The 25,157-nt window shown below is 62.8% G+C and carries 26 protein-coding genes and 2 riboswitches; of the genes, 10 read left to right on the top strand and 16 right to left on the bottom strand.

Annotated elements, in window-relative coordinates:
* Positions 1 to 845: 845 nt before the first annotated feature.
* Positions 846 to 2,231, bottom strand: a complete 1,386-nt coding sequence (locus FAA86_RS11070; RefSeq protein ID WP_136540561.1) for a sirohydrochlorin chelatase — start codon at positions 2,229 to 2,231, stop codon at positions 846 to 848.
* 356 nt (positions 2,232 to 2,587) lie between these two features.
* Here FAA86_RS11070 and FAA86_RS11065 point away from each other — a divergent pair, with 356 nt between their 5' ends.
* The 3 genes from FAA86_RS11065 (at position 2,588) to FAA86_RS11055 (ending at position 3,994) form a co-directional block, all read left to right on the top strand.
* Positions 2,588 to 3,373: a TSUP family transporter gene (locus FAA86_RS11065; RefSeq protein WP_136540559.1), complete on the top strand. Its 786-nt coding sequence runs from the start codon at positions 2,588 to 2,590 to the stop codon at positions 3,371 to 3,373.
* Positions 3,374 to 3,446: 73 nt separating this feature from the next.
* Positions 3,447 to 3,701, top strand: coding sequence for a type II toxin-antitoxin system ParD family antitoxin (locus FAA86_RS11060; protein WP_136540557.1), 255 nt, complete (start codon positions 3,447 to 3,449; stop codon positions 3,699 to 3,701).
* Positions 3,698 to 3,994 carry a type II toxin-antitoxin system RelE/ParE family toxin gene (locus tag FAA86_RS11055; RefSeq protein ID WP_136540555.1) on the top strand — a complete coding sequence of 99 codons (297 nt, stop codon included), beginning with the start codon at positions 3,698 to 3,700 and terminating at the stop codon, positions 3,992 to 3,994. Before FAA86_RS11060 ends, FAA86_RS11055 begins: the two co-directional genes overlap by 4 nt.
* A gap of 31 nt (positions 3,995 to 4,025) precedes the next feature.
* Here FAA86_RS11055 and cobO read toward each other — a convergent pair whose 3' ends face one another.
* The 11 genes from cobO to FAA86_RS11000 form a co-directional block, all read right to left on the bottom strand.
* Complete coding sequence (gene cobO / locus FAA86_RS11050) at positions 4,026 to 4,658, bottom strand: cob(I)yrinic acid a,c-diamide adenosyltransferase (RefSeq protein ID WP_136540553.1); 633 nt, start codon at positions 4,656 to 4,658, stop codon at positions 4,026 to 4,028.
* 86 nt (positions 4,659 to 4,744) lie between these two features.
* Positions 4,745 to 5,167 carry a GFA family protein gene (locus tag FAA86_RS11045; RefSeq protein ID WP_113461680.1) on the bottom strand — a complete coding sequence of 141 codons (423 nt, stop codon included), beginning with the start codon at positions 5,165 to 5,167 and terminating at the stop codon, positions 4,745 to 4,747.
* Positions 5,160 to 9,146 carry a cobaltochelatase subunit CobN gene (gene cobN, locus FAA86_RS11040; protein WP_136540551.1) on the bottom strand — a complete coding sequence of 1,329 codons (3,987 nt, stop codon included), beginning with the start codon at positions 9,144 to 9,146 and terminating at the stop codon, positions 5,160 to 5,162. The genes FAA86_RS11045 and cobN overlap by 8 nt, the downstream gene beginning before the upstream one ends.
* A 3-nt stretch (positions 9,147 to 9,149) precedes the next feature.
* Positions 9,150 to 10,226 carry a cobalamin biosynthesis protein CobW gene (cobW, locus tag FAA86_RS11035; protein WP_136540549.1) on the bottom strand — a complete coding sequence of 359 codons (1,077 nt, stop codon included), beginning with the start codon at positions 10,224 to 10,226 and terminating at the stop codon, positions 9,150 to 9,152.
* 3 nt (positions 10,227 to 10,229) lie between these two features.
* Positions 10,230 to 10,760, bottom strand: coding sequence for a bifunctional adenosylcobinamide kinase/adenosylcobinamide-phosphate guanylyltransferase (gene cobU / locus FAA86_RS11030; protein WP_136540547.1), 531 nt, complete (start codon positions 10,758 to 10,760; stop codon positions 10,230 to 10,232).
* Between the two features lie 185 nt (positions 10,761 to 10,945).
* Positions 10,946 to 11,319: riboswitch (cobalamin riboswitch) on the bottom strand.
* Between the two features lie 66 nt (positions 11,320 to 11,385).
* Complete coding sequence (locus tag FAA86_RS11025) at positions 11,386 to 12,186, bottom strand: hypothetical protein (RefSeq protein WP_136540545.1); 801 nt, start codon at positions 12,184 to 12,186, stop codon at positions 11,386 to 11,388.
* 63 nt (positions 12,187 to 12,249) lie between these two features.
* Entirely contained in the window at positions 12,250 to 13,056 is an 807-nt protein-coding gene (locus tag FAA86_RS11020; protein ID WP_136540543.1) for an ATP12 family chaperone protein, read from the bottom strand.
* 9 nt (positions 13,057 to 13,065) lie between these two features.
* Positions 13,066 to 13,719, bottom strand: a complete 654-nt coding sequence (locus FAA86_RS11015) for an HAD-IA family hydrolase (protein ID WP_136540541.1) — start codon at positions 13,717 to 13,719, stop codon at positions 13,066 to 13,068.
* Positions 13,716 to 14,705, bottom strand: a complete 990-nt coding sequence (locus FAA86_RS11010; protein WP_113461688.1) for an RluA family pseudouridine synthase — start codon at positions 14,703 to 14,705, stop codon at positions 13,716 to 13,718. The genes FAA86_RS11015 and FAA86_RS11010 overlap by 4 nt, the downstream gene beginning before the upstream one ends.
* Positions 14,706 to 14,798: 93 nt before the next feature.
* The gene (crcB, locus tag FAA86_RS11005) at positions 14,799 to 15,176 is read right to left on the bottom strand and encodes a fluoride efflux transporter CrcB (protein ID WP_136540539.1); all 378 of its coding nucleotides are present in this window, start codon (positions 15,174 to 15,176) and stop codon (positions 14,799 to 14,801) included.
* 59 nt (positions 15,177 to 15,235) lie between these two features.
* On the bottom strand, positions 15,236 to 15,772 hold the full coding sequence (locus tag FAA86_RS11000; RefSeq protein ID WP_136540537.1) for a flavodoxin domain-containing protein: 537 nt from the start codon (positions 15,770 to 15,772) through the stop codon (positions 15,236 to 15,238).
* A gap of 197 nt (positions 15,773 to 15,969) precedes the next feature.
* On the opposite strand from FAA86_RS11000, the gene FAA86_RS10995 reads away from it, so the two are divergent.
* On the top strand, positions 15,970 to 16,245 hold the full coding sequence (locus tag FAA86_RS10995; protein WP_113461691.1) for a hypothetical protein: 276 nt from the start codon (positions 15,970 to 15,972) through the stop codon (positions 16,243 to 16,245).
* Between the two features lie 83 nt (positions 16,246 to 16,328).
* Here the strand turns inward: FAA86_RS10995 and FAA86_RS10990 are convergent, their stop codons facing one another.
* Together FAA86_RS10990 and FAA86_RS10985 are read right to left on the bottom strand one after the other, a co-directional pair.
* Complete coding sequence (locus tag FAA86_RS10990) at positions 16,329 to 17,393, bottom strand: copper chaperone PCu(A)C domain-containing protein (RefSeq protein WP_136540535.1); 1,065 nt, start codon at positions 17,391 to 17,393, stop codon at positions 16,329 to 16,331.
* A 70-nt stretch (positions 17,394 to 17,463) separates the two neighbouring features.
* Positions 17,464 to 17,835, bottom strand: a complete 372-nt coding sequence (locus FAA86_RS10985; protein WP_136540533.1) for a hypothetical protein — start codon at positions 17,833 to 17,835, stop codon at positions 17,464 to 17,466.
* Positions 17,836 to 18,021: 186 nt separating this feature from the next.
* A riboswitch (glycine riboswitch) is annotated at positions 18,022 to 18,109 on the top strand.
* 148 nt (positions 18,110 to 18,257) lie between these two features.
* On the opposite strand from FAA86_RS10985, the gene gcvT reads away from it, so the two are divergent.
* The 6 genes from gcvT to FAA86_RS10955 all read left to right on the top strand — a co-directional run bounded on the left by gcvT (position 18,258) and on the right by FAA86_RS10955 (position 24,167).
* The gene (gcvT, locus tag FAA86_RS10980; RefSeq protein ID WP_136540531.1) at positions 18,258 to 19,397 is read left to right on the top strand and encodes a glycine cleavage system aminomethyltransferase GcvT; all 1,140 of its coding nucleotides are present in this window, start codon (positions 18,258 to 18,260) and stop codon (positions 19,395 to 19,397) included.
* Between the two features lie 19 nt (positions 19,398 to 19,416).
* Complete coding sequence (gene gcvH / locus FAA86_RS10975; protein ID WP_136540529.1) at positions 19,417 to 19,779, top strand: glycine cleavage system protein GcvH; 363 nt, start codon at positions 19,417 to 19,419, stop codon at positions 19,777 to 19,779.
* The gene (gene gcvP / locus FAA86_RS10970) at positions 19,779 to 22,637 is read left to right on the top strand and encodes an aminomethyl-transferring glycine dehydrogenase (RefSeq protein WP_136540527.1); all 2,859 of its coding nucleotides are present in this window, start codon (positions 19,779 to 19,781) and stop codon (positions 22,635 to 22,637) included. Before gcvH ends, gcvP begins: the two co-directional genes overlap by 1 nt.
* A 134-nt stretch (positions 22,638 to 22,771) precedes the next feature.
* Positions 22,772 to 23,098, top strand: coding sequence for a DUF1236 domain-containing protein (locus FAA86_RS10965; protein ID WP_136540525.1), 327 nt, complete (start codon positions 22,772 to 22,774; stop codon positions 23,096 to 23,098).
* A 219-nt stretch (positions 23,099 to 23,317) separates the two neighbouring features.
* The gene (locus tag FAA86_RS10960) at positions 23,318 to 23,644 is read left to right on the top strand and encodes a flagellar basal body protein (RefSeq protein ID WP_136540523.1); all 327 of its coding nucleotides are present in this window, start codon (positions 23,318 to 23,320) and stop codon (positions 23,642 to 23,644) included.
* 220 nt (positions 23,645 to 23,864) lie between these two features.
* Positions 23,865 to 24,167 (top strand): hypothetical protein, encoded by a 303-nt coding sequence (locus FAA86_RS10955; RefSeq protein WP_136540521.1) that lies wholly within the window; start codon positions 23,865 to 23,867, stop codon positions 24,165 to 24,167.
* Here FAA86_RS10955 and FAA86_RS10950 read toward each other — a convergent pair.
* A complete protein-coding gene (locus tag FAA86_RS10950; protein ID WP_136540519.1) occupies positions 24,081 to 24,383 on the bottom strand; it encodes a hypothetical protein in 303 nt (100 codons plus the stop codon). The two genes, FAA86_RS10955 and FAA86_RS10950, sit on opposite strands and share 87 nt — an antisense overlap.
* Position 24,384: 1 nt before the next feature.
* Positions 24,385 to 25,086: an acyl-homoserine-lactone synthase gene (locus tag FAA86_RS10945; protein WP_136540517.1), complete on the bottom strand. Its 702-nt coding sequence runs from the start codon at positions 25,084 to 25,086 to the stop codon at positions 24,385 to 24,387.
* Positions 25,087 to 25,157 lie beyond the last annotated feature (71 nt).

Below are 25,157 nucleotides of genomic sequence, written 5' to 3'. Positions count from 1 at the left end.
GGCGAGCGATGTCGCAACCTCCTCGTCTGCCAGCATGGGCGGACGATCCAGCAGGCTGCCAAGCCGCCCATCCGCATCGAACCGGGCGAAAGCCTCGGCGACGGTGCGAACCTGCGCCTGGTCCTTCACCTCGTCCTGTGCGGCCAGCGTGAAGAGCGAGGGATAGATCTCAGCGAAGACGACGGGCTTTTCAAACGTGGTGGCAAAGCCCGTCTCGAAGGGCCAGACGGCGATGTGTTCACCGTAGCCGCTGTCGTCGAGGAAGCGTGAAAGCCTGTTAATCCCTAGCAACGTCTGGCTGCCGACGACTCCTGCTCCCGACAACTGCCAAACAGATTTTGCCGTTTTCGCGACCAACTCCGAGCGGCGGAAGGCGAGCGGGGCGTTTGTGGGCGCGGGCGGCTTCTTGTCCGAGAGATCGGCATAAGCATGCTGATGCGGCCTGCCCCAGAAGCGCGGCTCGCCGGCAAAATAGGTGGCGTTCCAGCGCGAGGCGAGATCGAAGCGATTGTTGCGGTTGTCAGGCGCATCCTCGATCTCATCGGCGATCTTGCGCCATAGAGCACGCCAGTCGGCCTTCCCCGTTAGTCGCTCGGCGGTACCCGCCGGATAGCCGAAGGCGAAATCGAAGCCGCAGAGGAGGCGTTGCCCCTCGGCGACCGCTGCGCCGACCACGACATCAAGCCGCTGCATGAAGGCATGACGGGTCGCAAAATTCTCGTTCCAGTCGATCACAACCCGATCGCCCTCGCGCCGGGCGAGGCACGCCCAGAGCGAGTTCTTGCCCGTCACCGTTTGTCCGGCACCGGACCAGTCGACGATCAGGATGCGATCGAAGAGCGGCATTACTTTTTCTTCTGCATCGACTTCGGCCCCAGCGGATGGTCGGCATGAGGATAAGGCGCGTGGTGGTGATGGTGATCATGGCCGTGGCCGTGGCCGTGGCCGTGACCATGATGATGGTGGCCGTCATCATGGCCATCATGGTGGTGATGGTGGCCATGGTCGTGCCCATGGGCATGGTTGTGGTCATGTCCATGATGGTGGTCGTGGTGACCACATCCGCAATTCGGTCCATGCTCGTGATGCACTGCCTTGCCGGAGGACGGGGCGTCCATCACGGCCTGCAGTTCTGCATCCGGGGTCTTGTCCTTGAGAGCAGCATATTTGCCGCCGAGCGTGAAGGAGGCTGCATAGTCGAAGGCATCGGCGACCGGCACGGGCTTCAGCGGCGCCGGATCGGCATGGCTGTGCACCGGCGTCCAGGGCAGACCATGCTCGCGACAGAAATCGGGATCGCGGCACGAGGCATCACAATCGCCCTTGCAGGGACAGTTTTCAAGGCCGCCGCCGATACCCTCGACATGGTGGTGGTGGCTTTCCTGCGGCTGGCCGACATCGGCTTCGAAGCCGAGCACCTGTTCGCGATACTTGCACATCTGGCAGTTCATCACCGCCGCGCCCTCGAGGATCTCCTTGACGCGATCCTGGAAGGCATCGAGCACCAGCGGGTGGTCGTTGAGATAGCTCGCCTTGACGAACTGGATCTCCGGGAAACGTGCCGCGACCTCGTCGGTATAGCTGTAGATGCGCTTCACCAGGACGCCTGTGAACAGGAAATATGGGAAGACGACGATGCGCTTGTAGCCAAGCTTGGCGGCATGGGTCAGGCCCGGCTCGACCAGCGGGAAGGTCACGCCGGAATAACAGGTTTCACCCCAGCCGAAGCCCATGCCTTCCCAGAGCATACGCATGACTTTTGTGGCGTTGGAATTGGCGTCCGGATCGGACGAGCCACGACCAACGACCATCAGCAGCGTCTCGTGCTTTTCAACAAAGCCGAGCGTTTCGTTGGCCTCGTCGACGGCCGCCTGAATGCGGTCACCGGCGGCTCGGATCATCTTCAGATCGATGCCGAGTTCGCGGCCGTAATTGATCACCATGCCCGGGTTCTGGGCCTGGTAGGTGTTGAGCACTGAGGGGATGTCGTTCTTCGCGTGGCCGGCGGCAAAGAGCATGCCCGGTACTGCCAGAACGCGGGTCACACCCTGGTCACGCAGGCTGTCGAGGCCGGCTGCGATCACCGGATTGCAGAATTCGAGATAGCCGTATTCGACCGGCATGTCCGGGTTGCGGGCGCGCAGCGCTTCCGCGATCACGGCGAATTCCTTCGCCGCGTTCTGATTGCGGCTGCCGTGGCCGCAGACCATGATTCCGAGTTTTTCTGCCATGAGATAAAGGCCTCCCTGCTTCGTTTTATCTGCCTGTACGAAGCGCCGAACCAATCGCCCGTTCAGGCGTGGTCCATGGCCTTTGGGACAGCTCCGGAATTGGCTCCCTGATTGGGTCAGCCGCACCGGACTATTTCCAGCCTGTCGAACAGGCGCCGTCGCACATTACCTTGAGCTTTAGCGAAGCGTCACCCGACCGTCAAACCGGTTTGCGGCGCTTTGTGTGACGGAAACGCCAGTCCACAGAATGTCCCCTCTGCGACCCGACCGACATGCAGCACGGTTGCGCGCGCTCGGGCTTTGGTTCACAAGGACGACACCTTCCCTGCCCGCCTCCCAAACCCTTGAGTCTCGCCGTGGTCGATCTCGCTTTCCAAGCCTTGCTGCTGCTGTTCATTGCCGCCTTCATCGCCGGTTTCATCGATTCGATTGCCGGTGGCGGCGGGCTGATCACCATTCCCGCCATGCTGATTGCCGGCATCCCACCACTCGAAACGCTCGGCACCAACAAACTGCAGTCGATGTTCGGCGCGGGGTCTGCCACCATCGCCTATGCCCGCAAGGGCCATGTCGACCTGAAGAAGCAGTTGCCGATGGCCGCAATGGCCGTAATCGGCGGCGCGCTCGGCGCCTTGGTCGCAAGCTTTGTCCCCGGCGACGTGCTGCGGGCCTTCATGCCCTTTCTGCTGGTCGCAATCGCGCTATATTTCGCGCTGAAGCCGAACCTCTCAGACATCGACAGCCACCAGCGCCTGACACCCTTTGCCTTCGGCCTCACCTTCGTGCCGATGATCGGCTTCTATGACGGCGTCTTCGGCCCCGGCACCGGCTCCTTCTTCATGCTCGCCTTCGTCTCACTCGGCGGCTTCGGCATGCTGAAGGCCACGGCGCATACCAAGCTCTTGAACTTCGGCTCGAATGTCGGCGCCTTCCTCGTCTTCGTCGCCGGCGGCGTCGTGCTCTGGAAGATCGGCTTTCTGATGGGCATCGGCCAGTTCCTCGGCGCCCAAACCGGATCGCGGCTTGCGATGAAGAACGGCGCTCGCCTGATCAAGCCGCTGCTGGTCATCACCTGCGTGGCGCTTGCGATTCGCCTGCTTGCCGACCCGACCAACCCGATCCGTGTGTGGATGGGGGTGTGATACACCCCGACTTTGCGCACAACCCTCCTAGGCGCTATGTTATCGGCTCTCAGAATAGGTAGAGCGAAACGCCATGGCGAAAACGGCCCTTGATCTCGGAGACCATTGGGAACGCTTCATTGACGACCAGGTCAAAAGCGGTCGCTATGCGTCTGCCGATGACGTCGTGCGAGACGCCTTAAAAGGCCTACAGGATCAGGATCGCAAGCTTGCAGACGTGCTGCAGCATATCGACGAGGGGCGGCAGCAGGCGGAAAATGGACAATTCACAGACGACGACTTTCTTGACCGTCTCATCGAAGCGGAAGTCGAGGATAGCAACCGTTGAGTGGCCGCTATCGCCTTACTCTGAAGGCTGCAGACGACCTTAAGGCGATCAATGACTACACCGCACGGATATGGGGCAATGAGCAACGCCGCAAGTATCTTGGCGAGATGAGGCAGCGTTTCCGGTGGCTTGCCGATCACCCTCGCCTTGGCCGCGAAAGGCCGGAACTACGAGAAAACTGCTATTCCTATCCCCAAGGCGAACACATGATCTTTTACGCGATACGTTCGGCCGACATCGAAATCCTGGCGGTGATCCACAACAGGTCGCTTCCGGATTTCCTGAAGCGCTGAAAGCCTAGGACTAGAGCGAGACCGAAGCGGTCTAGAACTCCACCCCGATCTGCGCCTTGATGCCGGAGCGGAACGGATGCTTCACCAGCTCCATCTCGGTCACGAGGTCAGCAAGCTCGATCAGTTCGTCCTTGGCGTTGCGGCCGGTCAGCACGACATGGGTCATCGGGGGCTTCTCGGTCGCGAGGAATTCCAGGACTTCGGCCAGATCGATGTAGTCATAGCGGATCGCGATGTTGACCTCATCGAGCAGCACCATGGAATTTGAGGGATCGCGGATCAGGTCCTTCGCTTTCTCCCAGGCGGCTTTCGCCATGGCGATATCGCGGGCCTTGTCCTGGGTCTCCCAGGTAAAGCCCTCGCCCATGGTGTGAAATTCGCAGAGATCCGAGAAATGCTTGAGGATCAGGTCGCGCTCGCCGGTGGACATCGCGCCCTTTATGAACTGAACCACGGCGCAATTCTTGCCATGGGCGATGTGGCGGAAGATCATGCCGAAGGCGGCGGACGACTTGCCCTTGCCCTTGCCGGTATGGACGATGATCAGACCTTTCTCGCCTGTTTTCGTCGCCATGATCTTGTCGCGGGCAGCCTTCTTCTTGGCCATCTTCTCAGCGTGACGGGCGAGATCGGCTTCCGGATTGCTCGTCGTTTCCTCGGTCATGTCGTACTCCCAGATGCTCTTGTTTCAGGCTGCGAACCAGCCGCACAGTCAAACGCCGATGTGGCAATCGTTCCCTGGACCGGCGGTCACGAGACGCCGCCTTCGCTTTTCGGCAGGTCGTCAACAACCTGCAGCCAGTCCACCCGTTCGTCCCAATGCCAGTGCTCGCGAATGGGGATGGACAGTCCTTCATCGAGGCTTGCGACGTAAAAGTCGATGTCGTCAGGTCGGCGATCGGTCTCGAAGGACATCGGCGATCCGCAATTTCCGCAAAAGCCGCGTCGCACACCCGGCGAAGAGGCATAGAAGCGCAAGCTTTCGCCCTCCAGCGTGGCGCTGTCGCGTGCCACGGTCATGAATGTGGTGATCGGTGACGAGGCCGCGCGCCGGCAGCTTTCGCAGTGGCAGTGCCCGGAACTTCGGACGGGACCGGGCGTGCGAAAGCGCACCCCGCCGCAGAGGCAATGGCCGCTCAAGGCCATCGGTTTTCCGACCTCAACCTCAGACATGCTCTCCTCCCTCTGCCATCTCGACAAGGGTGAACTTGGCCGAATTGCTCTTCGGCGTCCACAAGCCCCGGTCAATGGCCTCGATCAGGCGCTCGGCGAGTTCCTTTTGCGCCGAGGCATTCTTCTCGGCCATGAAGTCGCGCACGCGCTCATCGAGAATGAAGGCCTGATAAACCGCCTCGAAATGGTGATCGCGGACCGCGCCCGTCGTCGCGGCGAAGGCGAACATGTAATCCACGGTCGCGGTGATCTCGAAGGCGCCCTTGTAGCCGTGGCGCATGACGCCTTCGATCCATTTCGGGTTGACCACGCGGGCACGCACCACGCGACCGATCTCCTCCTCGAGACTACGGATCACAGGCTTTTCCGGCCGCGAATGATCGTTGTGATAGACCTTAGGCCGCGCACCCGCGACATGTTCGACCGCCGCCGTCATGCCGCCCTCGAACTGGTAGTAGTCGTCGCTGTCGAGCAAGTCGTGCTCACGATTGTCCTGGTTCTGCACCACGGCCTGGACCGAGCGCAGTCGCTCCTCGAACAGACCACGTTCCGCCTTGCCTTCCTCACCCGCGCCATAGGCATAACCGCCCCAGACGAGATAACTCTCGGCGAGATCGGCGCGCTCGCTCCAGCCTTTTTCGTCGATCAGCGCCTGCAGGCCAGCCCCATAGGCGCCGGGCTTGGAGCCGAAGACGCGGTAGCCCGCGCGGCGGGCGGCCTGTTTCTCGTCCAGTCCTTCGCCTCTCAGCTTTTCGGTTTCGGCCCGCACACGGGCCGCAATCGGATTGTCCCCCTCATCTTCTTCAAGGGCGGACACGGCGCGCACCGCCTTGTCGAAGAGCGCGATCTGTTCGGGAAAAGCATCGCGGAAGAATCCGGAGATGCGCAGCGTCACGTCAACGCGCGGGCGGCCGAGGACCGCCATCGGGATCACCTCGAAGCCGGTGACCCGGCGCGAGGCCATGTCCCAGAGCGGCTTGACGCCGATCAGCGCCAGGGCCTGCGCGATATCATCGCCGCCGGTGCGCATGTTCGACGTGCCCCAGGCGGTGATGCCGAAGGAAACGGGCCATTCGCCGTGATCCTGCACATAACGCTGGATCAACAGCTCGGCGGATTTCTTGCCGAGTTCGTAAGCCGCCGGTGTTGGTACCGCGCGGCTATCGACGGAGTAGAAGTTTCGTCCCGTCGGCAACACGTCCGGCCGCCCGCGCGTCGGGGCGCCCGAGGGACCTGGAGGCACGAATTGGCCGGAGAGCCCCTTGAGAAGGCCGTCGATTTCGGCAGCACCGGATTTGACGACGGCGGGTTTCAGACGGGTTTCGATCTCGGCGAGAACGGCTTTGGTTCGCCTCCAATCCTCCGGGCATTGGACATCCCCGGAGACGAGCTTGGCAGCGAGGAGTTCGATGCGCTCGACAGCATCGCCATGGGTGCGCCAGGGAGCGTCGGTGAGATCGGCAAGAATTGCAGGTTTCGCGCCTGCCCAGAGAGCGGACATAACGCAGTCGAGGGGATCGAAGGGGAGCCCCTCATCCGCCCTTCGGGCACCTTCTCCTTGGCCGCGGGGAGAAGGGGGCACGCCGCCGGCCGCTTCGTCCTTCTCCCCGTTCAACGGGGAGAAGGTGGCCGGCAGGCCGGATGAGGGGCCATAGCCCAAGACATCCCCCGCGATCGCCCGCTGCAGGCTGGCATCTCCACCCTCGCCCTGGCCGCGCGGCACACGCGCCAGCGCGACGACAAGATCCGTCAGCAACCGACCTTCCGGCGCCTTCCCGAATATGTGCAGGCCATCACGGATCTGCATTTCCTTGAGATCGCAGAGATAGGCGTCGAGCTTTTCCAGCGCCTGATCTTCCGCCTCGCCCTTGACGATGCCGGCGTCCTGATCGAGGCCGATGTCTTCGATCAGCTCCATGATCTGCTTCTTCAGCAGCACCAGCCGGCGCGGATCGCCGCCGGAGGCTTCGTAATATTCGTCGACCAGGGCCTCCAGGTCCTTCAGGGGGCCATAGCTTTCGGCCCGGGTCAAAGGCGGCGTCAGGTGGTCGATGATGACGGCGGAGCTGCGGCGCTTGGCCTGGGTGCCCTCGCCGGGATCGTTGACGATGAAGGGATAGAGATGCGGCAGCGGTCCGAACACCGCCTCCGGGAAACAGGTCTCCGACAGCGCCAGCGCCTTGCCCGGCAGCCATTCAAGGTTGCCGTGTTTGCCCATGTGGATGATGGCCTGCGCGCCGAATTCCTTTCTCAGAAAAGCGTACAAGGCGAGATAGCCATGCGGCGGCACGAGGTCCGGAGAATGATAGGTCTCCTTGGGGTCGATGTTGTAGCCACGGGCTGGCTGGATGCCGATCATGAGCTTGCCGAAGCGCATCAGCGGTAGCGCAAAGGCGTCGTCGAGATAGAAAGGATCGGTCTCCGGAGCACCCCAGCGCGCGGTGACGCGCTCCTGAACCTCTTTGGGAAGATCAGCGAAGAACGTTCTGTAATCGCTGAGGTAAATCCGCTCGCGGATGATTCGACCATCATGAGCCGCATTGGTCGGTCCGGCCATCAGCGCCTGCATCAACGCGTCGCCGTCGGCAACCATATCCGCGAGGTCATAACCGGCGTCGCGCATCGCGCGCATAACTTCGACCGTGCCGGTCGGTGTGTCCAGTCCGACTCCGTTGCCGAGGCGCCCGTCGCGGTTCGGGTAATTGGCCATGACAAGCGCCACGCGGCGGTCAGCGGGTTCGGTTGCGCGGAGCTTCGCCCAGTTGGCGGCGAGTTCGGCGACGAAGCGCACGCGGCCGGCATCCGGCTCGTGGCTGACCAGATTGGCCTCGACCCGCTCGTCAAAGCGCGCTTTCGATTTGAAGGAGACGGCGCGCGTCAGAACCCGGCCATCGACCTCCGGCAGGGCGACGCCCATCGCGAGATCGCGGGCGCTGAGGCCCTGGCTCGAACTCTCCCAAGTCGCGCGCGGCGAAGAGGAGAAGATCGCCTGCAGCACCACGGCGCCGGCCTCGTCGAGCACGGTCGACGGCGCTTCCGCCCCCGGTGTCGAGACGGCGAAACCGGTCGTGTTGATGACCACCGAGGGCGGGAAGCGGTTGAAGATGGCGCGCAGCGTGTCGACCGAGACCTGATCCTTGAGGCTCGACACGAAGACCGGCAGGGGGATCAGTCCCTCAGCCTTCAAGGCCTCGACCATGGCCTCGACGGGTGCCGTTTCGCCGCTCTGGACGAGGGCGCGGTAGAAGCAGAGGGGGGTGATGGCGTGAAGCCCCTCCCCCTTGTGGGGAGGGGTTGGGGAGAGGCTTTCCCCCTCTGGCCTGCCGGCCATCTCCCCCACAAGGGGGGAGAGACCGCGTGGTATCGTTTGCCCCTCATCCGCCCTTCTGGCAAACGCTAGCTTCTCCCATTCCTCGACCCCGATCACGCCCCTGCCCGGCCACCAGATGCCGGCTTTCAGCAATGGACGCGCCGGGTCCGGACGTTCGTCCCCGCGCAGCATCGCCTCGGCATAGGCGACGAAGGCCTCGGCATTCCCGGCGCCGCCTTCGGTCAGATAGGTCCAGAGCGCTTGGCGGTCGTCGTCCGCGCAGGCCTGAAATGGAGAAAGCCCATCATCCGGCTTGTCGTCGCCGGGTAGCACGACGATGGCCGCGCCGCTGCGGCGGGCTGAGGCATGCAGTGCCTCCAGCGCATAGTGGAAGTAGCTCGCCCCGCCCAGCGCCCTGACCACGATCAGCCGCGCATGACGCGCTGTCCGCTCGATATAGGTATCGACCGACATCGGGTGCTTCAGCGTCATCAGGCTGGCCAGCCGCCAGCGCAGCGCTTGCTTGCCCCTCGCCTCAACGGCTGCGGCGATTGCCGCAAGCTCCGTGTCCGCCGCCGAGAGAAACAGCACGTCCCCCGGCGTCTGGCCAAGATCGATCGCTTCGTCGCCGTCGCTGATCGATCCCTTCTGGGCGAGGAGCAGATGCATGGATCAGCCAGCCGCCGCCTGGACGTCCTCGATCACGGTGCCGAAATCCCATTCATGCAGGCCGATCACGACAAGCCGCGTTTCGCGCTTCTCGCCCGATGTCCAGGGACGGTCGAAATAGGTGTCGATGCGGGTGCCGACGGCCTGGATGACGAGGCGCATCGGCTTGCCCGGCACGTCGATGAAACCCTTCAGGCGCAGGATGTCATGCTTTTCGATGACCGGCTTCAGGCGATCGATGAAGTCTGCCGGGTCCTTGATCGCGCCGAGCTTCAAAACAAAGCTTTCGAACTCGTCGTGATCGTGATGGTGGTCGTGGTCCTCGCCCGAGGCATGCAGCGCCTCGTGCTCCAGCTCGTGATGCGACTTGCGGTTTTCGATGTCGTCTTCGGTGCCAGCACCTATGCCGAGCAGGACGAGCGAAGGCACTTCGCCGTTCTTAGCTTCGATCATCGAGGGCTTGCGGTTGGTGCGGCCGGTCACTTCCGCGCGCACGGCGGCGATGCCTTCTGCGTCAAGCAGGTCGGTCTTGTTCAAGACGATGAGGTCGGCGCAGGTCAGCTGATCCTCGAACAATTCCTCGATCGGGCTCTCATGGTCCAGATTGTCGTCTTCGGCGCGCTGGGCAGCGACCGCGTCGTGGTCGTCGGCGAAGCGACCGGCGGCGACGGCTGCGCTATCGACAACAGTGACCACACCATCGACGGTCACGCGGGTGCGGATGTCAGGCCAGTTGAAGGCGGCGACCAGCGGCTGCGGCAAGGCGAGACCCGAGGTTTCGATGACGATGTGGTCAGGCTTCACGTCGCGGTCGAGCAGCTTCTGCATGGTCGGGACGAAATCGTCGGCCACTGTGCAGCAGATGCAGCCATTGGTGAGCTCGATGATGTCGTCCTCGGTGCAGTTTTCGGCACCGCAACCCTTCAGCACGTCGCCATCGACGCCGAGATCGCCGAATTCGTTGATGATCAGCGCGATCTTCTTGCCGCCGGCATTGGTTAGCATGTTGCGGATGATGGTGGTCTTGCCCGCACCGAGGAAGCCGGTGATGACGGTGGCGGGGATCTTTTGCTGCAACATGGTTCAACCCTTCATTTTCAGCGGCAATCCGGCCGCAACGAAATAGACGACTGCCGCTTCGGCGGCGATGGCTTGGTGGAGACGGCCGGCATGGTCGCGGAAGGCGCGGGCCATCTTGTTCTCGGGCACGATGCCGAGGCCGACCTCATTGGAAACGAAGATGACGGTGGCCTGGAGTTCCCCCAGACTAGCGGCGAGTGCGGCGCCGTCGGCGTCGACGGCACGGCCCTCTTCCATCATCAGATTGGTGACCCAAAGCGTCAGGCAGTCGACGAGGATGACGCGGCCGGGCTGGTCCAGCGCCTTCAGCGCGCCGGCGAGATCGAGCGGCTCCTCATGGGTCGTCCAGCCGTCATTGGCTCGGTCGGCCTTGTGGGTTTCGATGCGGACCCGCATCTCGTCGTCCCAAGCGCGGCCCGTCGCCAGGTAAAACCTGTCGAGGCCAGTGTCGCGCGCCAATCCCTCGGCAAAGCGCGACTTGCCCGAGCGAGCACCACCGAGAACCAGGATGGATCGGGAATGGGAAGCGGTCATGGCGCGCCATAACCCCAGACCGCACGCAGGTGACCTGCAGCGCCTGTTTCAAACACGCGCGAACAACATTTGGATGCACGATCCGCGAAGACGGATCGGCACCGTCGGGTCGACAAGGACCCGCGGATGCAAGACGTCGCCACGACAACCTCCGTGCTGGCAACGGGGAAACCTCCCCAGTGTGGGCACCATGCCCGTGGATGGCAGGTCTCCTGGCTCGCAGGTCGTGATCCTTGAAAGGACCGTCGGGTTCTCCTCGCCTTCCCAGAGTTGACGGCAACACGAAAGAGCGGACGATTCGTAGAGAAAGAGGCGTCCAGCCCCGGCTGATCGTGTTGCCACCCCAGTGGCTTTTCCGTCCTGCCATTTGTAAGAGGCCGGTCGCACCCTGCGACCCGTCACCACCTGAAACGGCCGAGCGGATGGAGAACCCTCGCTGCAATACAGTCGCGGGGTCGGCTGCGTTCCGCGCGCCCGGTTGGGGTCCACGCCTTCGCATTCCCTTTTGCTCTCCGCACAACATCTCTGCCGTCCGGAAACCATCCACAATGAGGATTAGGCCGAGGTCAGGCCCGAGTCAATCACGGCTGCGGCGCGTGGATGCGTCATTGCTCCTGGACCCTGGTCAGGGTGCTGCCGCGCAGTTTGCGGTGACGGCCGGATCGCAGTCCGGTCGCAGGCGGATCTTGCCGACGGCGCCCTGCTCCACGGGCGTGCCCTTTGCGATATCGGCCGCGCGGCGTGCAGGTTGGGCGGGAGCAGCCGCGCGCACCGGCGGGGCCGCCATCTCCGCCGGCTCTGGCGCTGCAGGATTGACTGGCGTCGTGACCACAACCGGCGGCGGCGCAACAACAGTCGGCTCCACGACTGTAGCCTGAGCCTTCACGGGCGCGGCGGACGGCGCGATCACCGGTGCCGGATCGGTCTTCAGTCGGGTTGAGATTGAGCGAGGCGCAACGGCTTTCCGGATCCGGGGCGTGGTCAGCGAGAAGGCGAAGCGGATACGGGCGGCGATTTCTTCTGCCAGGGCCTGACGGGCCCAGCGCGGATCATTGGTCGGGCTGTTGACGGTGAAGACACCCTGCGCCACCGGTTCTCCGGTCTCGACGGAGGTCGCGGTGACGGTGAACCTCGCCTGGGCGAGACTCCGCCGCGCGCCCTCGCCGTAGCCCAACCGATCGATCTTCACCAGCAGGACCACGCGTTCGGCCCCTTGCGGCGCGCGTGTCGCGGCGATTGCCGCCGAGACCCGTCGGTCGACGCTTTCGATGAGGTCGAGCGGTACCTTCAGGTCGGCCATCACCGTGACGTTGCGGACGTAGTAGACCAGGGGCCGATCGATGCTGCGCCCATAGATGAGCGAGCAGGATGCCAGCAGCAGGACAAGGCCGATGGCGGCGGCAATGCGGAAACTGCGAGCTGACATGGTGACCCCGGGCTGATGATTCTGGACCAGCCTGAGAATTCGCCATTTATGGTTAGTGGAGGGTTAATCCGCGCTCTGGAGCGCGGAGAAGAGTGACGCCGCAGAGGCGAATTCGCCGTAGCGCGCCTCACGACGCGCCTCTGCCTCGGCATCGGAGCCCCAGTGCTCGATCGTCCAGTCCTCATCGAGATGCGCCAGCGACCAGACTTCGTCGAGATCGAAGGCACCTTCGGCAAAGGCGAGCGCCAACACGGCCGACCCCGTCAGCGTGGTCACGACATTGAGGCACGAGATCTGGAATGGGTCGCGGTAGCGCTGCAGGGCTGCGGCATAGGCCGCGACAGCTTCCTTCGGCTGCTCCTGATGCATCACGCCTTCGACCAGAATGAAGCGCGCGCCATGGGCGGTGGCGGCCCAGGTCAAGACGGCATCCCAGCGCGCCGACTGCCGGTCGATCAGCTCTCGCGGGCCGTCGGCGCGGTAGCAGAGCAGGTCGGTGCCTGCGAAACGGACGATCTCGTCGAAGACCTCGTCGAGACTGTTTGCCACGGCATCGATCGCCGTGTTGGCGAGCTTCGTGATCGGCATGGTGGCGGGATCGATGAACTCGCCCTGCCCGGCCCATTCCGCCACCACGAGCTCGGCTGCCTCGCGCGTCGGCAGCGTCAGCAGGTTCTTGGCAGGCGTCTTCACAGGCTTGCCGTCAAGCGTGATCGAATAGCCATCATCGCGCGCCTCGACGCCGACCGCCTCGTAGAACCGCTTCGGCAGCGGACGCTTCATCTGGATCTGCGCACGGCGCACCGGATCCTCATGGCTCGGTTCCGGAATGAAGGTCCCGAAAATGTCCTGGCTGAGTTCGTCGCGCATCATGAGCTCCTAGTGAATATAGGCCAGAAGGTCCGCCGGACGTTCGACCACGGCATCGGCGCCTGCCTTCCAGAGATCGTCCGCCTTGGCGTAGCCCCAGGACACGCCGATCGCGGTTGCACTGGCGGCCTTGGCCATCTGCATGTCATAGATTGCATCACCGATGACGATGGTCTCACGGGGCGCGATGCCGGCCTCGTCACAGCATTCCGTCACCATGGCCGGATGCGGCTTGGAGGGGCAATCGTCGGCCGTCCGGCAGAACAGAAAATGGGGTTTCAGGCCATGGGCTTCAAGGATGATGTCCAGCCCGCGGCGTGACTTGCCGGTGACGGCGCCAAGCCAGACATCCTCGCGGGCAATCAGCGCGTCGAGAACCTCGCGGATGCCATCGAACATGGTCTCGGCAAAGCCGGAGGTCCGGCGGATATCCGAAAAAATCGTCTTGTAATGCGCGGCCATGGCCACCGCCTCGTCATCGGCATGCGGCTTGCCGTCCATGCGGGCGATCGCGATGTCGAGGGTCAACCCGATGATCGACTTCGTGGTTTCGATCTTCGGCTCAGGCTTTCCAAAGGCCGGGAAAGTGTGGCGCATGACCTCGTGGATCAGGCCGACGCTGTCGACCAGCGTGCCGTCGCAGTCAAAGAGAACCAGCTTCATTCGCCGTCCCTGTCACCATCCGCCTGGTCAAAGCCCAGCAGGTTCCAGCTCTGGACCATGTGCGGCGACAGCGGTGCGGTCACCTTGAGGCGTCCGCCGTTCGGATGCGGCAGGTCGATATGGCGGGCATGCAGATGCAGCCGCTTCTGGATGCCGCCAGGGAAATCCCAGTTGTGGTCATCGATGAAGTATTTGGGGTCGCCGATGATCGGGTGCCCGATGTGGAGCGCATGGACGCGCAGCTGGTGGGTCCGGCCCGTATAGGGCTCCATCTCCAGCCAGGCGAGGTTCTGGGCTGCCGTATCAATGACGCGGTAGTAGGACACGGCATGGTCCGCCCCCTCCTCGCCATGCTTGCAGACGCGCATGCGGTCGCCTTCGTCGGTCTGGTCCTTGGTGAGCCAGGTCGAGATCTTGTCCTCATGCTTGCGCGGAACGCCCTTCACCAGAGACCAGTAGATCTTCTTGGTGTCGCGCTCGCGGAAGGCCGCCGTCAGCTTCTGGGCGGCGCCGCGCGTGCGGGCCACGACGAGCACGCCGGAGGTGTCGCGGTCGAGACGGTGCACGAGACGGGGCTTTTCGCCCTTCCGGCTGGTCCAGGCTTCCAGCATCTTGTCGATATGGCGCGTGAGGCCTGAGCCACCCTGCACGGCAAGGCCGGCGGGCTTGTTCAAGACAAAGACCTTCTCGTCTTCATGCAGGAGCATGCGCGACAGGAGCTCGTGGTCGTCGCCGTGCTTCAGATCGTGGCTCGCGATAGGGCCGGTCTTCTTCGCGTCGACATCCATGGGCGGAATGCGCACCACCTGGCCCGGCTGGACGCGGGCGTCGGTCTTCACGCGACCGCCGTCAACGCGCACCTGGCCGGAGCGCAGGAGCTTCTGCAGCGCGCCGAAGCCGAGACCCGGATAGTGGATCTTGAACCAGCGGTCGAGCCGCATGCCGGCCTCGTCGGCTTCCACGGTGATATGTTCGATGCCTGCCATGAGGATACTTTCTGCTCGGGTTCTCCACCCACTTGTCCCGTGCCTTTAGTAGATTTCGGCCCGAAAGGGAAAGCGGAAATGCGGAGAAGCGCGTCAGAAGAGGCTGCGGCCGAGGGCGAGACCGCCGAATGCCGCCCCGAGGGACAGGACGAGGCTTGCGCCGACATAGACGAAGGCGGAAAGGGCAGCCCCCCGTTCGACGAGAGCAAGCGTGTCCAGCGAGAACGAGGAGAAGGTGGTGAAACCGCCGAGGAAACCCACCACCAGCAACAGCCGCATCTCGACGGGCGCGGACACCTTGCGTGCCACGAGCTCGGCCAACAACCCGATCGCAAACGAGCCGACAATGTTGACCGTGATCGTGCCCCAGGGGAACGTGGGGCCTAGAAGCCGTGTCATGGCAAGGCCGGTCAGGTAGCGGGCGACGGAGCCGGTCGCGCCACCGATGGCCACCAGAAGAATGTGAAACATGACGGCCTCCGGCTCGAACGCATTGGGTCGTCCCGTTCAAACCGCTGAAGGCGGCTGCGTCAAGCCTTGGCCTCGTCCAGAAAGGCCTGCACGAAAGCAGAGAGCGCCTGCCAGTCGGTGAATTCGTGGTCGCGGCTCACATCCGTCGGTGCGTTCTCGTATTCCGCCATGCGACGAATGATCCAGCGCTTGAAGAAGTCATATTCGGTGTAACGCAGCGCTCCGGCGGCATGATGGACGAGGCCAGGCCGCCAGCCGCTCTCGGCGAGCAATGCGTCAGGATACTGCCTTGCTTCCTCCTGCTCTTCCTCAAACTCGCTGCGAATGAGCAAGGACACAGAGACGAAGGCGGATGGCACGCTGTTCAGCCAGGATACCTCCTGTCCAACAAAGGACGCGAAGGCTGCGGGATAGCGTGCTGCATGAACCGGTGCGCAGAGGATCGCAGCTTCGGGATGGGCGACGGCATATTCGCCGCCGGAGGTGACGTCGAGCAGCAATGCCCGGTGTCCGGCCTTCTCGATTGCGGCGGCGACCGCGTCCGCGATCTTGCGTGTCTGTCCCTCAACCGTGGCATAGCCAACCAGAATGATCATGTCCGCACTCCCTTTCCTGATGCCAGGGACAGGATGCCGGCCAGGCGAAAGGGACGCCTTGATCTGGCGCAAAAGCGGGCGATGTCAGGCAGATGACAAACCCGAAGGTTTTTATTCAAATCCGCTCATTCGACTTAAAGATGCATAGATAACCGTAGTTTATGCTAATGTCGTTATGTAATATCTGGAAAACGCTCATGACACAGGTTGTCACAGTCTCTGCCCATACCGCCGCCTATGCGATGGAACCGGTCAAGCCGCCGCAGCGCGTCTCTCGAGCCACCTATGTGGAAGAGCACACGCGTGTGCTGGCACAACAGGCGGCGCAGAGCGAAGACCTGCGTTTGCGAGCGCTGGTCAATGTCGTGCAGCCGCCGGCCCTGGCGCTCTACTTCCTGACCTCGACGCAGCAACAGTTCGAGCAGGCCACGCTGAAGGAAACGATCGAGGCCTACAAGAACTCGGTCGCCTGAACACTCGGCATCAAAGCAGGCATTGAAAAACCGCGACCGGTGACGGCCGCGGTTTCGTGTTTTTCCGGGAATGGCGCTCGGCCTCAGTTGCCGCGGGCCGAACCGACCGGAAGCGCAACATCGACGGCACCGGCCTTCTCGAAGGTCAGCGTGACATTGACGGTCTCGCCTTCCTTGAAGGGCTCCGACACCTTGAAGAACATCAGGTGCAGACCGCCGGGCTTCAGCTCGACCGTCTCGCCGGCCGGGATCGCGATGCCATCAGTCAGCTGACGCATCTTCATCACGTCGCCTTCCATTGCCATCTCGTGCAGCTGCACTTCACCGGCCTTGTCGGACGTTGCGGACACGAGCTTGTCGTCTTCACCGCCCTTGTTGGTGATGGTGATGAAACCGCCACCGACAGGCTGGCCGGGCAGCATCGCCTTAGTAAAGCCGGCCGTCAGCTCCAGTTCGCCCGCCGAGACAGTCTCGAAGCCGCCCGGATTGTTGGCCGCCATGTGATCGCCGTGGCCGGCATGATCACCATGAGCACCATGCGCGCCGTGACTGTCGGCAGCGGCCTGATCGGCGGGAGCACCGTGACCGGCATGGGCGCCGTGGGCACCATGGCCAGCATGGGCATCGCCCGCGGCGGCAACGAGCTTGAGGACCGGTGCGGGACCATCGAGATCATGGGGATCCTGGCCAGGGGCCGCGATCTGATCCCAGGCGACCTTGCCGTCCGCGCCGCAGAGCTGCACGGTCGGGAAGGCAAGACCGACCGCCGGATCCCCGGCTGCGATTTTCCCGTAGACGGTGAAGGTGTCGTAGAAATTGTCCGGCAGTTCGCCGTTCTTGAAGCGGATCTCGACGGGACCCGATTTCACGGCCTTGCCGTGGTTGTCGTAGCTGTTCTGATAGTCGCCTTCGATGATTTCGATTTCCCAGCCGGCCTTCGGCATCGGCTTGGCGGAGATGAAGCCTTCCGGCAGCTTGATCTGGACCTCATTGGTCGCCTTGCCGTCACAGCCATGGGGGATCTGCAGGGTGGCGGCGACATAGGAGCCGACGGTCGCCGGCTGGTTGGCAAAGGTCGCATGGGCCAACACGGCCGTGGTCGAAGCGAGCGTGGCGACGGCGGTCGCGAGAATAAGTCTGCTCGTCATGGGTGTCTCTCCTGGCCGCGGTCCCTTTTGGCCGTCGGCATCTAGCGGTCTGATCGGATGTTGAATGGAATCAGACGGAGAGCGGCGGACCGCGCAGACGCGGACGATCGAGGAGATGGTCGGAACGGATGGCCGTTTCGACGGGTGCGACTTCGCCAAGGCTCGCAAACTGGCTGAGAAGCCAGGACTGCGCCGAGGGTTCCGGCAGGAGGATCGCGCCCGCAAGACGGCAGGCCTCGCAATCGGCCATGGGCTTGATGCGCTTTTGCCCCTGATCGGCGACGCAGAGTTCGGCGAATGTGCCGTCAGGCAGAACATAGGCGGACGACTGGACGTCATTGGCAATCGCTGCCGGGGTCCGGTGCGCAAAACCGACGGACAGGAAGACCATGGCGCACAGGATGCGCAGGATCATCGTCGCTGTCTTGGGTTTCGGCTTCATCATTTCCCCCGTTCACCCGCTCCTTTATCGCGATGGCCCGATCAAGCCAAGTGGCGAGATGCCGCGGCGGGCGGCCAATTACCGAGATCCTTGCGATGCCGCAAACACGACGCTCCAGCGACAATTATTTGTTCGGGAGCGACGCTGCCTCTTGCCAAGGCGCCGCCGTGCCAGATAATGCGTTTCATGACCTTGTTGGGAGAAGCCGGTTCAATCCGGTGCCGAAGGAGCAACCGCCCCGGAAACTCTCAGGCAAAAGGACCACAAGGCGTCGACTGCACTCTGGAGAGAGGCCCGTTTCCAAAGCGGACCAAGCCGAAGGGATAACAATCTCAGGCACAAGGACAGAGGGGGCTCATGAACCGGCACAACCGTGCCCAGACTTGAGCAAGCGCGCGAGCGCGAAACCCGGAGGCGACGTCTTGGACGAACAGACCCAACTGAAACGCACCCCCCTTTACAATTTCCACGTGTCGCTTGGCGCCAAGATGGTGCCCTTTGCCGGTTACGACATGCCGGTGCAGTATCCGGCCGGCGTGTTGAAGGAACACCTGCACACCCGTTCTGCCGCCGGCCTCTTCGACGTCTCCCACATGGGCCAGGTCGAACTTGTCGCCACTTCCGGCTCTTATGATGACGCCGCCAAGGCCCTGGAATCACTCGTCCCCGTGGATATTCTCGGCCTGAAAGACGGTCGCCAGCGCTATGGCTTCTTCACCGACGACAATGGCGGCATCCTCGACGATCTGATGATCTCGCGGCTTGGCGAACGGTTGCTGGTCGTCGTCAATGCCGGCTGCAAGGACACCGATATCGCCCACATGCGGGCAAAGCTTCCCGCCGGCGTCGAGGTTCTCGTGCATGACGATCGCGCGCTGCTCGCCCTGCAGGGGCCGAAGGCGGAAGCGGTTCTTGCGACACTCAACTCCGATGTCACAGGCATGAAGTTCATGGATGTGCGTGAGCTTGCCCTCGGCGACATCCCAGCCCTCGTGTCTCGCACGGGCTATTCAGGCGAGGACGGCTATGAAATCTCGGTGCCGGCTGAGCGTGCCACCGATCTCGCCAAGGCCCTGCTCGACCAGCCCGACTGCCTGCCGATTGGGCTTGGCGCCCGCGATTCGCTGCGCCTCGAAGCCGGGCTCTGCCTCTATGGCAACGACATCAACACCAAGACATCGCCGGTCGAAGCCTCGATCGAGTGGGGCATCCAGAAGGTCCGCCGCTCAGGCGGCGCCCGCGAGGGCGGCTTTCCGGGTGCGAGCCGCATCCTCGGCGAACTCGAGAACGGCGTTTCCCGCCGCCGCGTCGGTTTGAAGCCCGAAGGCAAGGCTCCGGTGCGTGCGCCCGCCAAGCTGTTTGCCGATGCCGAGGGCAAGACCGAGATCGGTCACGTGTCCTCAGGCGGCTTCGGTCCGAGCGTCGAGAGCCCTGTTGCCATGGGTTACGTGCCGACCGCCATGGCTGAACCCGGCACCCAGGTCTTTGCGGAGGTGCGTGGCAAGTTCTTGGCCCTGACCGTCACCGCCCTTCCCTTCATTACCCCCACTTACAAACGCTAAAAAATCTCCGGAGAGAACCATGCTGAAATTCACCCCCGAACACGAATGGCTGAAGATCGAAGGCGATATCGCCACCGTCGGCATCACCACCCATGCCGCCGGCCAGCTCGGCGATCTCGTCTTCGTCGAACTGCCGGATGAAGGCACTAGCTTCAAGAAGGACGCCGTTGCCGCGACGGTTGAAAGCGTCAAGGCCGCCTCGGACGTCTACTGCCCGCTCGATGGCGAAGTGGTCGAGATCAACCAGGCGATCGTCGACGATCCGTCTCTGGTCAATTCCGATCCGGAAGGTGCCGCCTGGTTCTTCAAGCTGAAACTTGCCAATCCCGCAGACGCCGACGCTCTGCTCGATGAAGCCGCCTACAAGGAGCTGATCGCCTGATGACGACAGAATTCCAGTTCACGGACTACGACCCTTACGACTTCGCCAATCGACGCCATATCGGCCCCTCGCCCGCCGAAATGACGGATATGCTGAAGGTGATCGGCTATCACTCGCTCGACGAGCTGATCGATGCCACCGTCCCCGGCTCGATCCGCCAGAAGGTGCCGCTCACCTGGGGTGCCGCGATGACCGAGCGCGAGGCGCTCGACAAGCTGCGCGAGACGGCGAACAAGAACAAGGTCCTGACCTCGCTGATCGGCCAGGGCTATTACGGCACCATCACGCCGCCGGTCATCCAGCGCAACATCCTGGAAAACCCGGCCTGGTACACGGCCTATACGCCCTACCAGCCGGAAATCTCTCAAGGCCGTCTGGAGGCGCTTCTCAACTTCCAGACCATGGTGACGGATCTCACCGGTCTCGACGTTGCCAATGCCTCGCTCCTCGATGAGGCCACTGCCGCCGCAGAAGCCATGGCGCTCTGCCAGCGCAGCGCCAAGACCAAGGCGACCGGCTTCTTCGTCGACAAGGACTGCCATCCGCAGACCATCGCCGTCATCCAGACCCGCGCCGAGCCGCTGGGCTGGACCGTCACCGTCGGCGATCCCTTCACCGATCTCGACCCGACCGAAGTCTTCGGCGCGATTTTCCAGTATCCGGGCACGGACGGCCATGTCCGTGACTTCTCCGGCCTGATCGCCCGCCTGCACCAGACCGGCGCGCTCGCCGCCGTTGCCGCCGACATTCTCGCCCTGCTGCTGTTGAAATCACCCGGCGAAATGGGCGCTGACATCGCCATCGGCTCGACCCAGCGTTTCGGCGTGCCGGTCGGTTATGGCGGCCCGCATGCGGCTTACATGGCGGTCAAGGACGCGATCAAGCGCTCCATGCCCGGCCGTCTCGTCGGCGTCTCCGTCGACGCCCGCGGCAACCGCGCCTATCGCCTGTCGCTGCAGACCCGCGAACAGCATATCCGCCGCGAAAAGGCGACGTCGAACATCTGCACCGCGCAGGTTCTGCTCGCCGTCATGGCCTCGATGTATGCGGTCTTCCACGGCCCCCAGGGCCTGAAGGCAATTGCCCAGCAGGTGCACCGCAAGACGGTGCTGCTCGCCAAGGGCCTGGAAAAGCTTGGCTACACGATCGAGCCGGAGACCTTCTTCGACACGATCACCGTCGAGGTCGGCCATATGCAGGGCCTCGTCATGCGGGCGGCTGTCGCGGAAGGTGTGAACCTGCGCAAGGTCGGCGAGACCAAGGTCGGCATCGCCCTCGACGAGCGGACCCGCCCTGCGACACTCGAAGCCGTCTGGCGTGCCTTTGGCGGCAAGTTCCAGGTTTCGGAATTCGAAGCCGATTACCGCCTGCCCAAGGATCTCCTGCGCACCAGCGAGTATCTGACACATCCGATCTTCCACATGAACCGCGCGGAAAGCGAGATGACCCGCTATATCCGCCGGCTCTCGGACCGCGACCTCGCGCTCGACAGGGCGATGATCCCGCTCGGCTCGTGCACGATGAAGCTGAACGCCACGGCGGAAATGCTGCCGATCACCTGGCCGGAATTCTCCGACATCCATCCCTTTGCGCCTCAAGATCAGGCACTGGGCTACAAGGAGATGATCGACGATCTCTCGGAAAAGCTCTGCGCCGTCACCGGTTACGATGCGATCTCGATGCAGCCGAATTCGGGCGCACAGGGCGAGTATGCGGGGTTGCTCACGATCCGCGCCTATCACCTGTCGCGTGGCGATACACATCGCACCGTCTGCCTGATCCCGACCTCGGCCCATGGCACCAATCCGGCGTCTGCCCAGATGGTTGGAATGACCGTTGTGCCGGTCAAGTCGAAGGAGAACGGCGATGTCGACCTCGACGACTTCCGCGCCAAGGCGGAACAGCATGCAGACAATCTCTCCTGCTGCATGATCACCTATCCCTCGACGCATGGCGTGTTCGAGGAGACGGTGCGCGAGATCTGCGAGATCACCCATCAGCATGGTGGCCAGGTCTATCTCGACGGGGCCAACATGAACGCCATGGTCGGCGTTGCCCGTCCGGGTGATATCGGCTCCGACGTCTCCCACTTGAACCTGCACAAGACCTTCTGCATCCCGCATGGTGGCGGCGGTCCGGGCATGGGACCCATCGGCGTCAAGGCGCATCTGGCACCGTTCCTGCCCGGTCACGTCTCCACCGACGGCCGTCCGGGTGCCGTCTCGGCCGGCCCCTATGGCTCGCCGTCGATCCTGCCGATCAGCTGGTCCTACTGCCTGATGATGGGTGGCGAAGGCCTGACCCAGGCGACGAAGGTCGCGATCCTCAACGCCAACTACATCGCGGCACGGCTGAAGGGCGCCTATGACGTGCTTTACACGTCTGCCTCGGGTCGCGTGGCGCATGAATGCATCATCGACACCCGTCCGCTGCAGGCGTCAGCCGGCGTGACCGTCGACGATGTGGCCAAGCGTCTGATCGACTGCGGCTTCCACGCGCCGACCATGAGCTGGCCGGTGGCGGGTACGCTGATGATCGAGCCGACGGAATCGGAGACCAAGGCCGAGATCGACCGCTTCTGCGATGCGATGCTGGCGATCCGCGAGGAAGCTCGCGACATCGAGGAAGGCCGGATGGACAAGGCCAATAATCCACTGAAGAACGCACCGCATACGGTGGAAGACCTGGTCGGCCAGTGGGATCGCCCCTATAGCCGCGAACAGGCCTGCTACCCGCCGGGCGCCTTCCGCGTGGACAAGTACTGGTCGTCGGTCAACCGCGTGGACAATGTCTATGGCGACCGAAACCTCGTCTGCACCTGCCCGCCGATGGAAGCCTACGCGGAAGCCGCCGAGTAACGGCCTAAGTCTCGACACAGGAACGCCGCCCTTGAGGCGGCGTTCTTCATTTGTGGTGACATGCCGAAAAAGCCTGTGATGGAACGGAATGCAGCATTCCCCGTTCTTCTGCTGCTCAACACAGGAGAACAGATATGCGCAATACTCTTATCCTCGCCGGTGCAGCGGCCCTCATGACGCTCGCGGCGTCGGCCCATGCGCAGGAGACTGTCATCATCCAGCAGGCGCCGGTCGCCACCCAGTCGACGATTGTCGTGCCGGCCCCGGTCGAAACCTATGTCATGCAGCGCGAAGTGCGCTCCGTCCCGTATGAAGGCGATGTGCTGGTCGGCCGCGTCATCGAGGATCCGGTCGAACTCTACCCGGTCGACGGCTACGACAACTATTCCTACACCGTCGTCAACGAGCGCCGCGTGATCGTCGATCCGCAAACGCGCCAGATCATCCAGATCATCGAATGATCTATCTCGAATGAAAGTTTCAGAACCCGGTGCCCGGCGCCGGGTTCTTTGCATTCCAAGAGGTCTAGCATCGCAGCGTCCCTTACTCGTGCGGCGCGTGTCAGAATGGCTCAAAGCCTCATCCGCCGGCAACGGTCTGCAAACCGTGCGGATTCCGAATCTCCTAACCCGTAGCCGCTATGGTGGTGCTGTCGATATCCGCGAACGGCAGGTCAAGTCATGAGCCTTTCTGCAATGATGAGTGTTTCCTTGTCCGGGATGCAGGCGCTGCAGACGCGGCTTGCCGCCTCGGCAAACAATGTCGCCAACGCCATGACGCCCGCTTACGACAGACTGGAAACCAGTTTTGCCAGCACCGAGCCTAGCGGTGTCACAGCATCCGTCGCGCCATCGGGAGACGAGACCTACGCCGATACGTCCAATGTCGACCTCGCCTCGGAAATGCTGTCGGCCGCCGAGAGCGAGATCGGCTTCAAGGCGAATGCCTCGGTCTGGGAGACGGGGGCAGAGATCTGGGACGTGCTGATGAGCATCAAACGCGATTGATTCGCGATCCATCCATCAAACTCCCCTTCAGTGCCTGATCCGTCAAAGAGCGTATGTCGGGGTCGCTCATCACCGCAATCGCGCGACAGCCTGGTGCGAGCATTTTTGGGCTGCGTCACAATCAACGTGCTCACGCATAGCAAAAATGCAATTCTTTGATTGCAAAATGCGCAACTTCTCGCCACAGTCTTGAGTTGCAATAGGTTGCAAAGAGGAATTCATGTATAACGATGCGCTCAATGATCTGAAGGCTGATATCCTCGCTGCACCCAGCGAGGATCGCGTGCACCTCAAATCCTTGTTCGACCAACATCTGGAGCGCGCGCTGGCTTGCGTCGTTTCCACCGACTATGTCGAGGACTGTCTCTTCCAGATCGAAGAGGCGCTTAGCCTGTTCTGCACGAACGCGGCCGAGAGCTCCAGTGTCCGCACCTATCTACTGGGTGCGATCGAGGCCCTGCGAGACGAACTCCATCTTTGCGACGTCGAGGTGGATGCTCGCAAGGTCGCTGTCGGCTTCTGACGACGACCGCTTTCGGCCGCTTCCGCCACGGCGGCGCTCCAGTCCATCTGCCGCGGCCAGAGACACCATCTGCAGGAGATGGTCGAGAAACAGCGCATCGTCGCTCAAGGGCGCCTTCTGCGAGACGCCCTTGATGATTTCTCTGAGGCTACGCACCTGCTCTTCAACGATCGAGCGCACGTAGGTATCGGAGGATGGAATAGGGCCATCCGTCATGTCATTCTCCTGCCATTCTGGGATATTGATGGGTTCCGTGAGGTTCCTGGGCGAACATAAGCGGCACCAAAGGTGCCGTGCCGAAGGGGTTGCCCGGTGCGAATGCGAAATCGAGCACACTCCCCGTGATGCCGTAGAGTTCGTGATGCTTGAGAAGGCCCGCCGTCGAGGGCTTCGCCACGATTGGGAGGATCAGGGCGCCGTCCAGCATGCTGGGTGCGGCCAGCGGCATGACATCCCAACCTGTGGACAGAAGCAGATTGACCAGCTTCGGATGGGTCTCGACAATCAGCGACCTGATGCCTGCAACGAGGCAATATTCCATCACGCCGGTCATCAGCACGTGTGAGATCGGGACGCCGGCGATCCTCTCGTTAGAGATCTCGGCGATGCAGCGCGTCCATTCGAAGATGCGTTCGCCCCGCGGCCACTCGCCGCCGTCCATCAGATGCGGATAGACATCCGACAGGAGATGCGGCCGCAGTGTCGGCAGAAGACGGCTGTAGCCGACCACTTCGCCGCCGACGATCAGTGGGAGATGGACAGCCTCGTCTCCGTCGAACTGGTCGATCTCCCGCCCATCGGGGCGACGGCAGGCCTCCCAGCCCAGCCGTTCGACGAACTGCCGATGGCGGAAGCGCCAGACCTTTTCCATGATGTCAGCGTAATCATGCGTCGCTGCGCCCAGGATCGTCGCCAGCATGTAGACCCCCAAAAACCCGGGGTCGACACTGAGCCAAGGGGGCCAAATTCAATATAGGCCGTTCTGCCTAT

Origin of the sequence: Rhizobium rosettiformans W3, from assembly GCF_004912135.1 — a bacterium.
Classification (GTDB): domain Bacteria; phylum Pseudomonadota; class Alphaproteobacteria; order Rhizobiales; family Rhizobiaceae; genus Allorhizobium; species Allorhizobium rosettiformans.
This window is presented reverse-complemented; position numbering and strand designations above follow the sequence as displayed.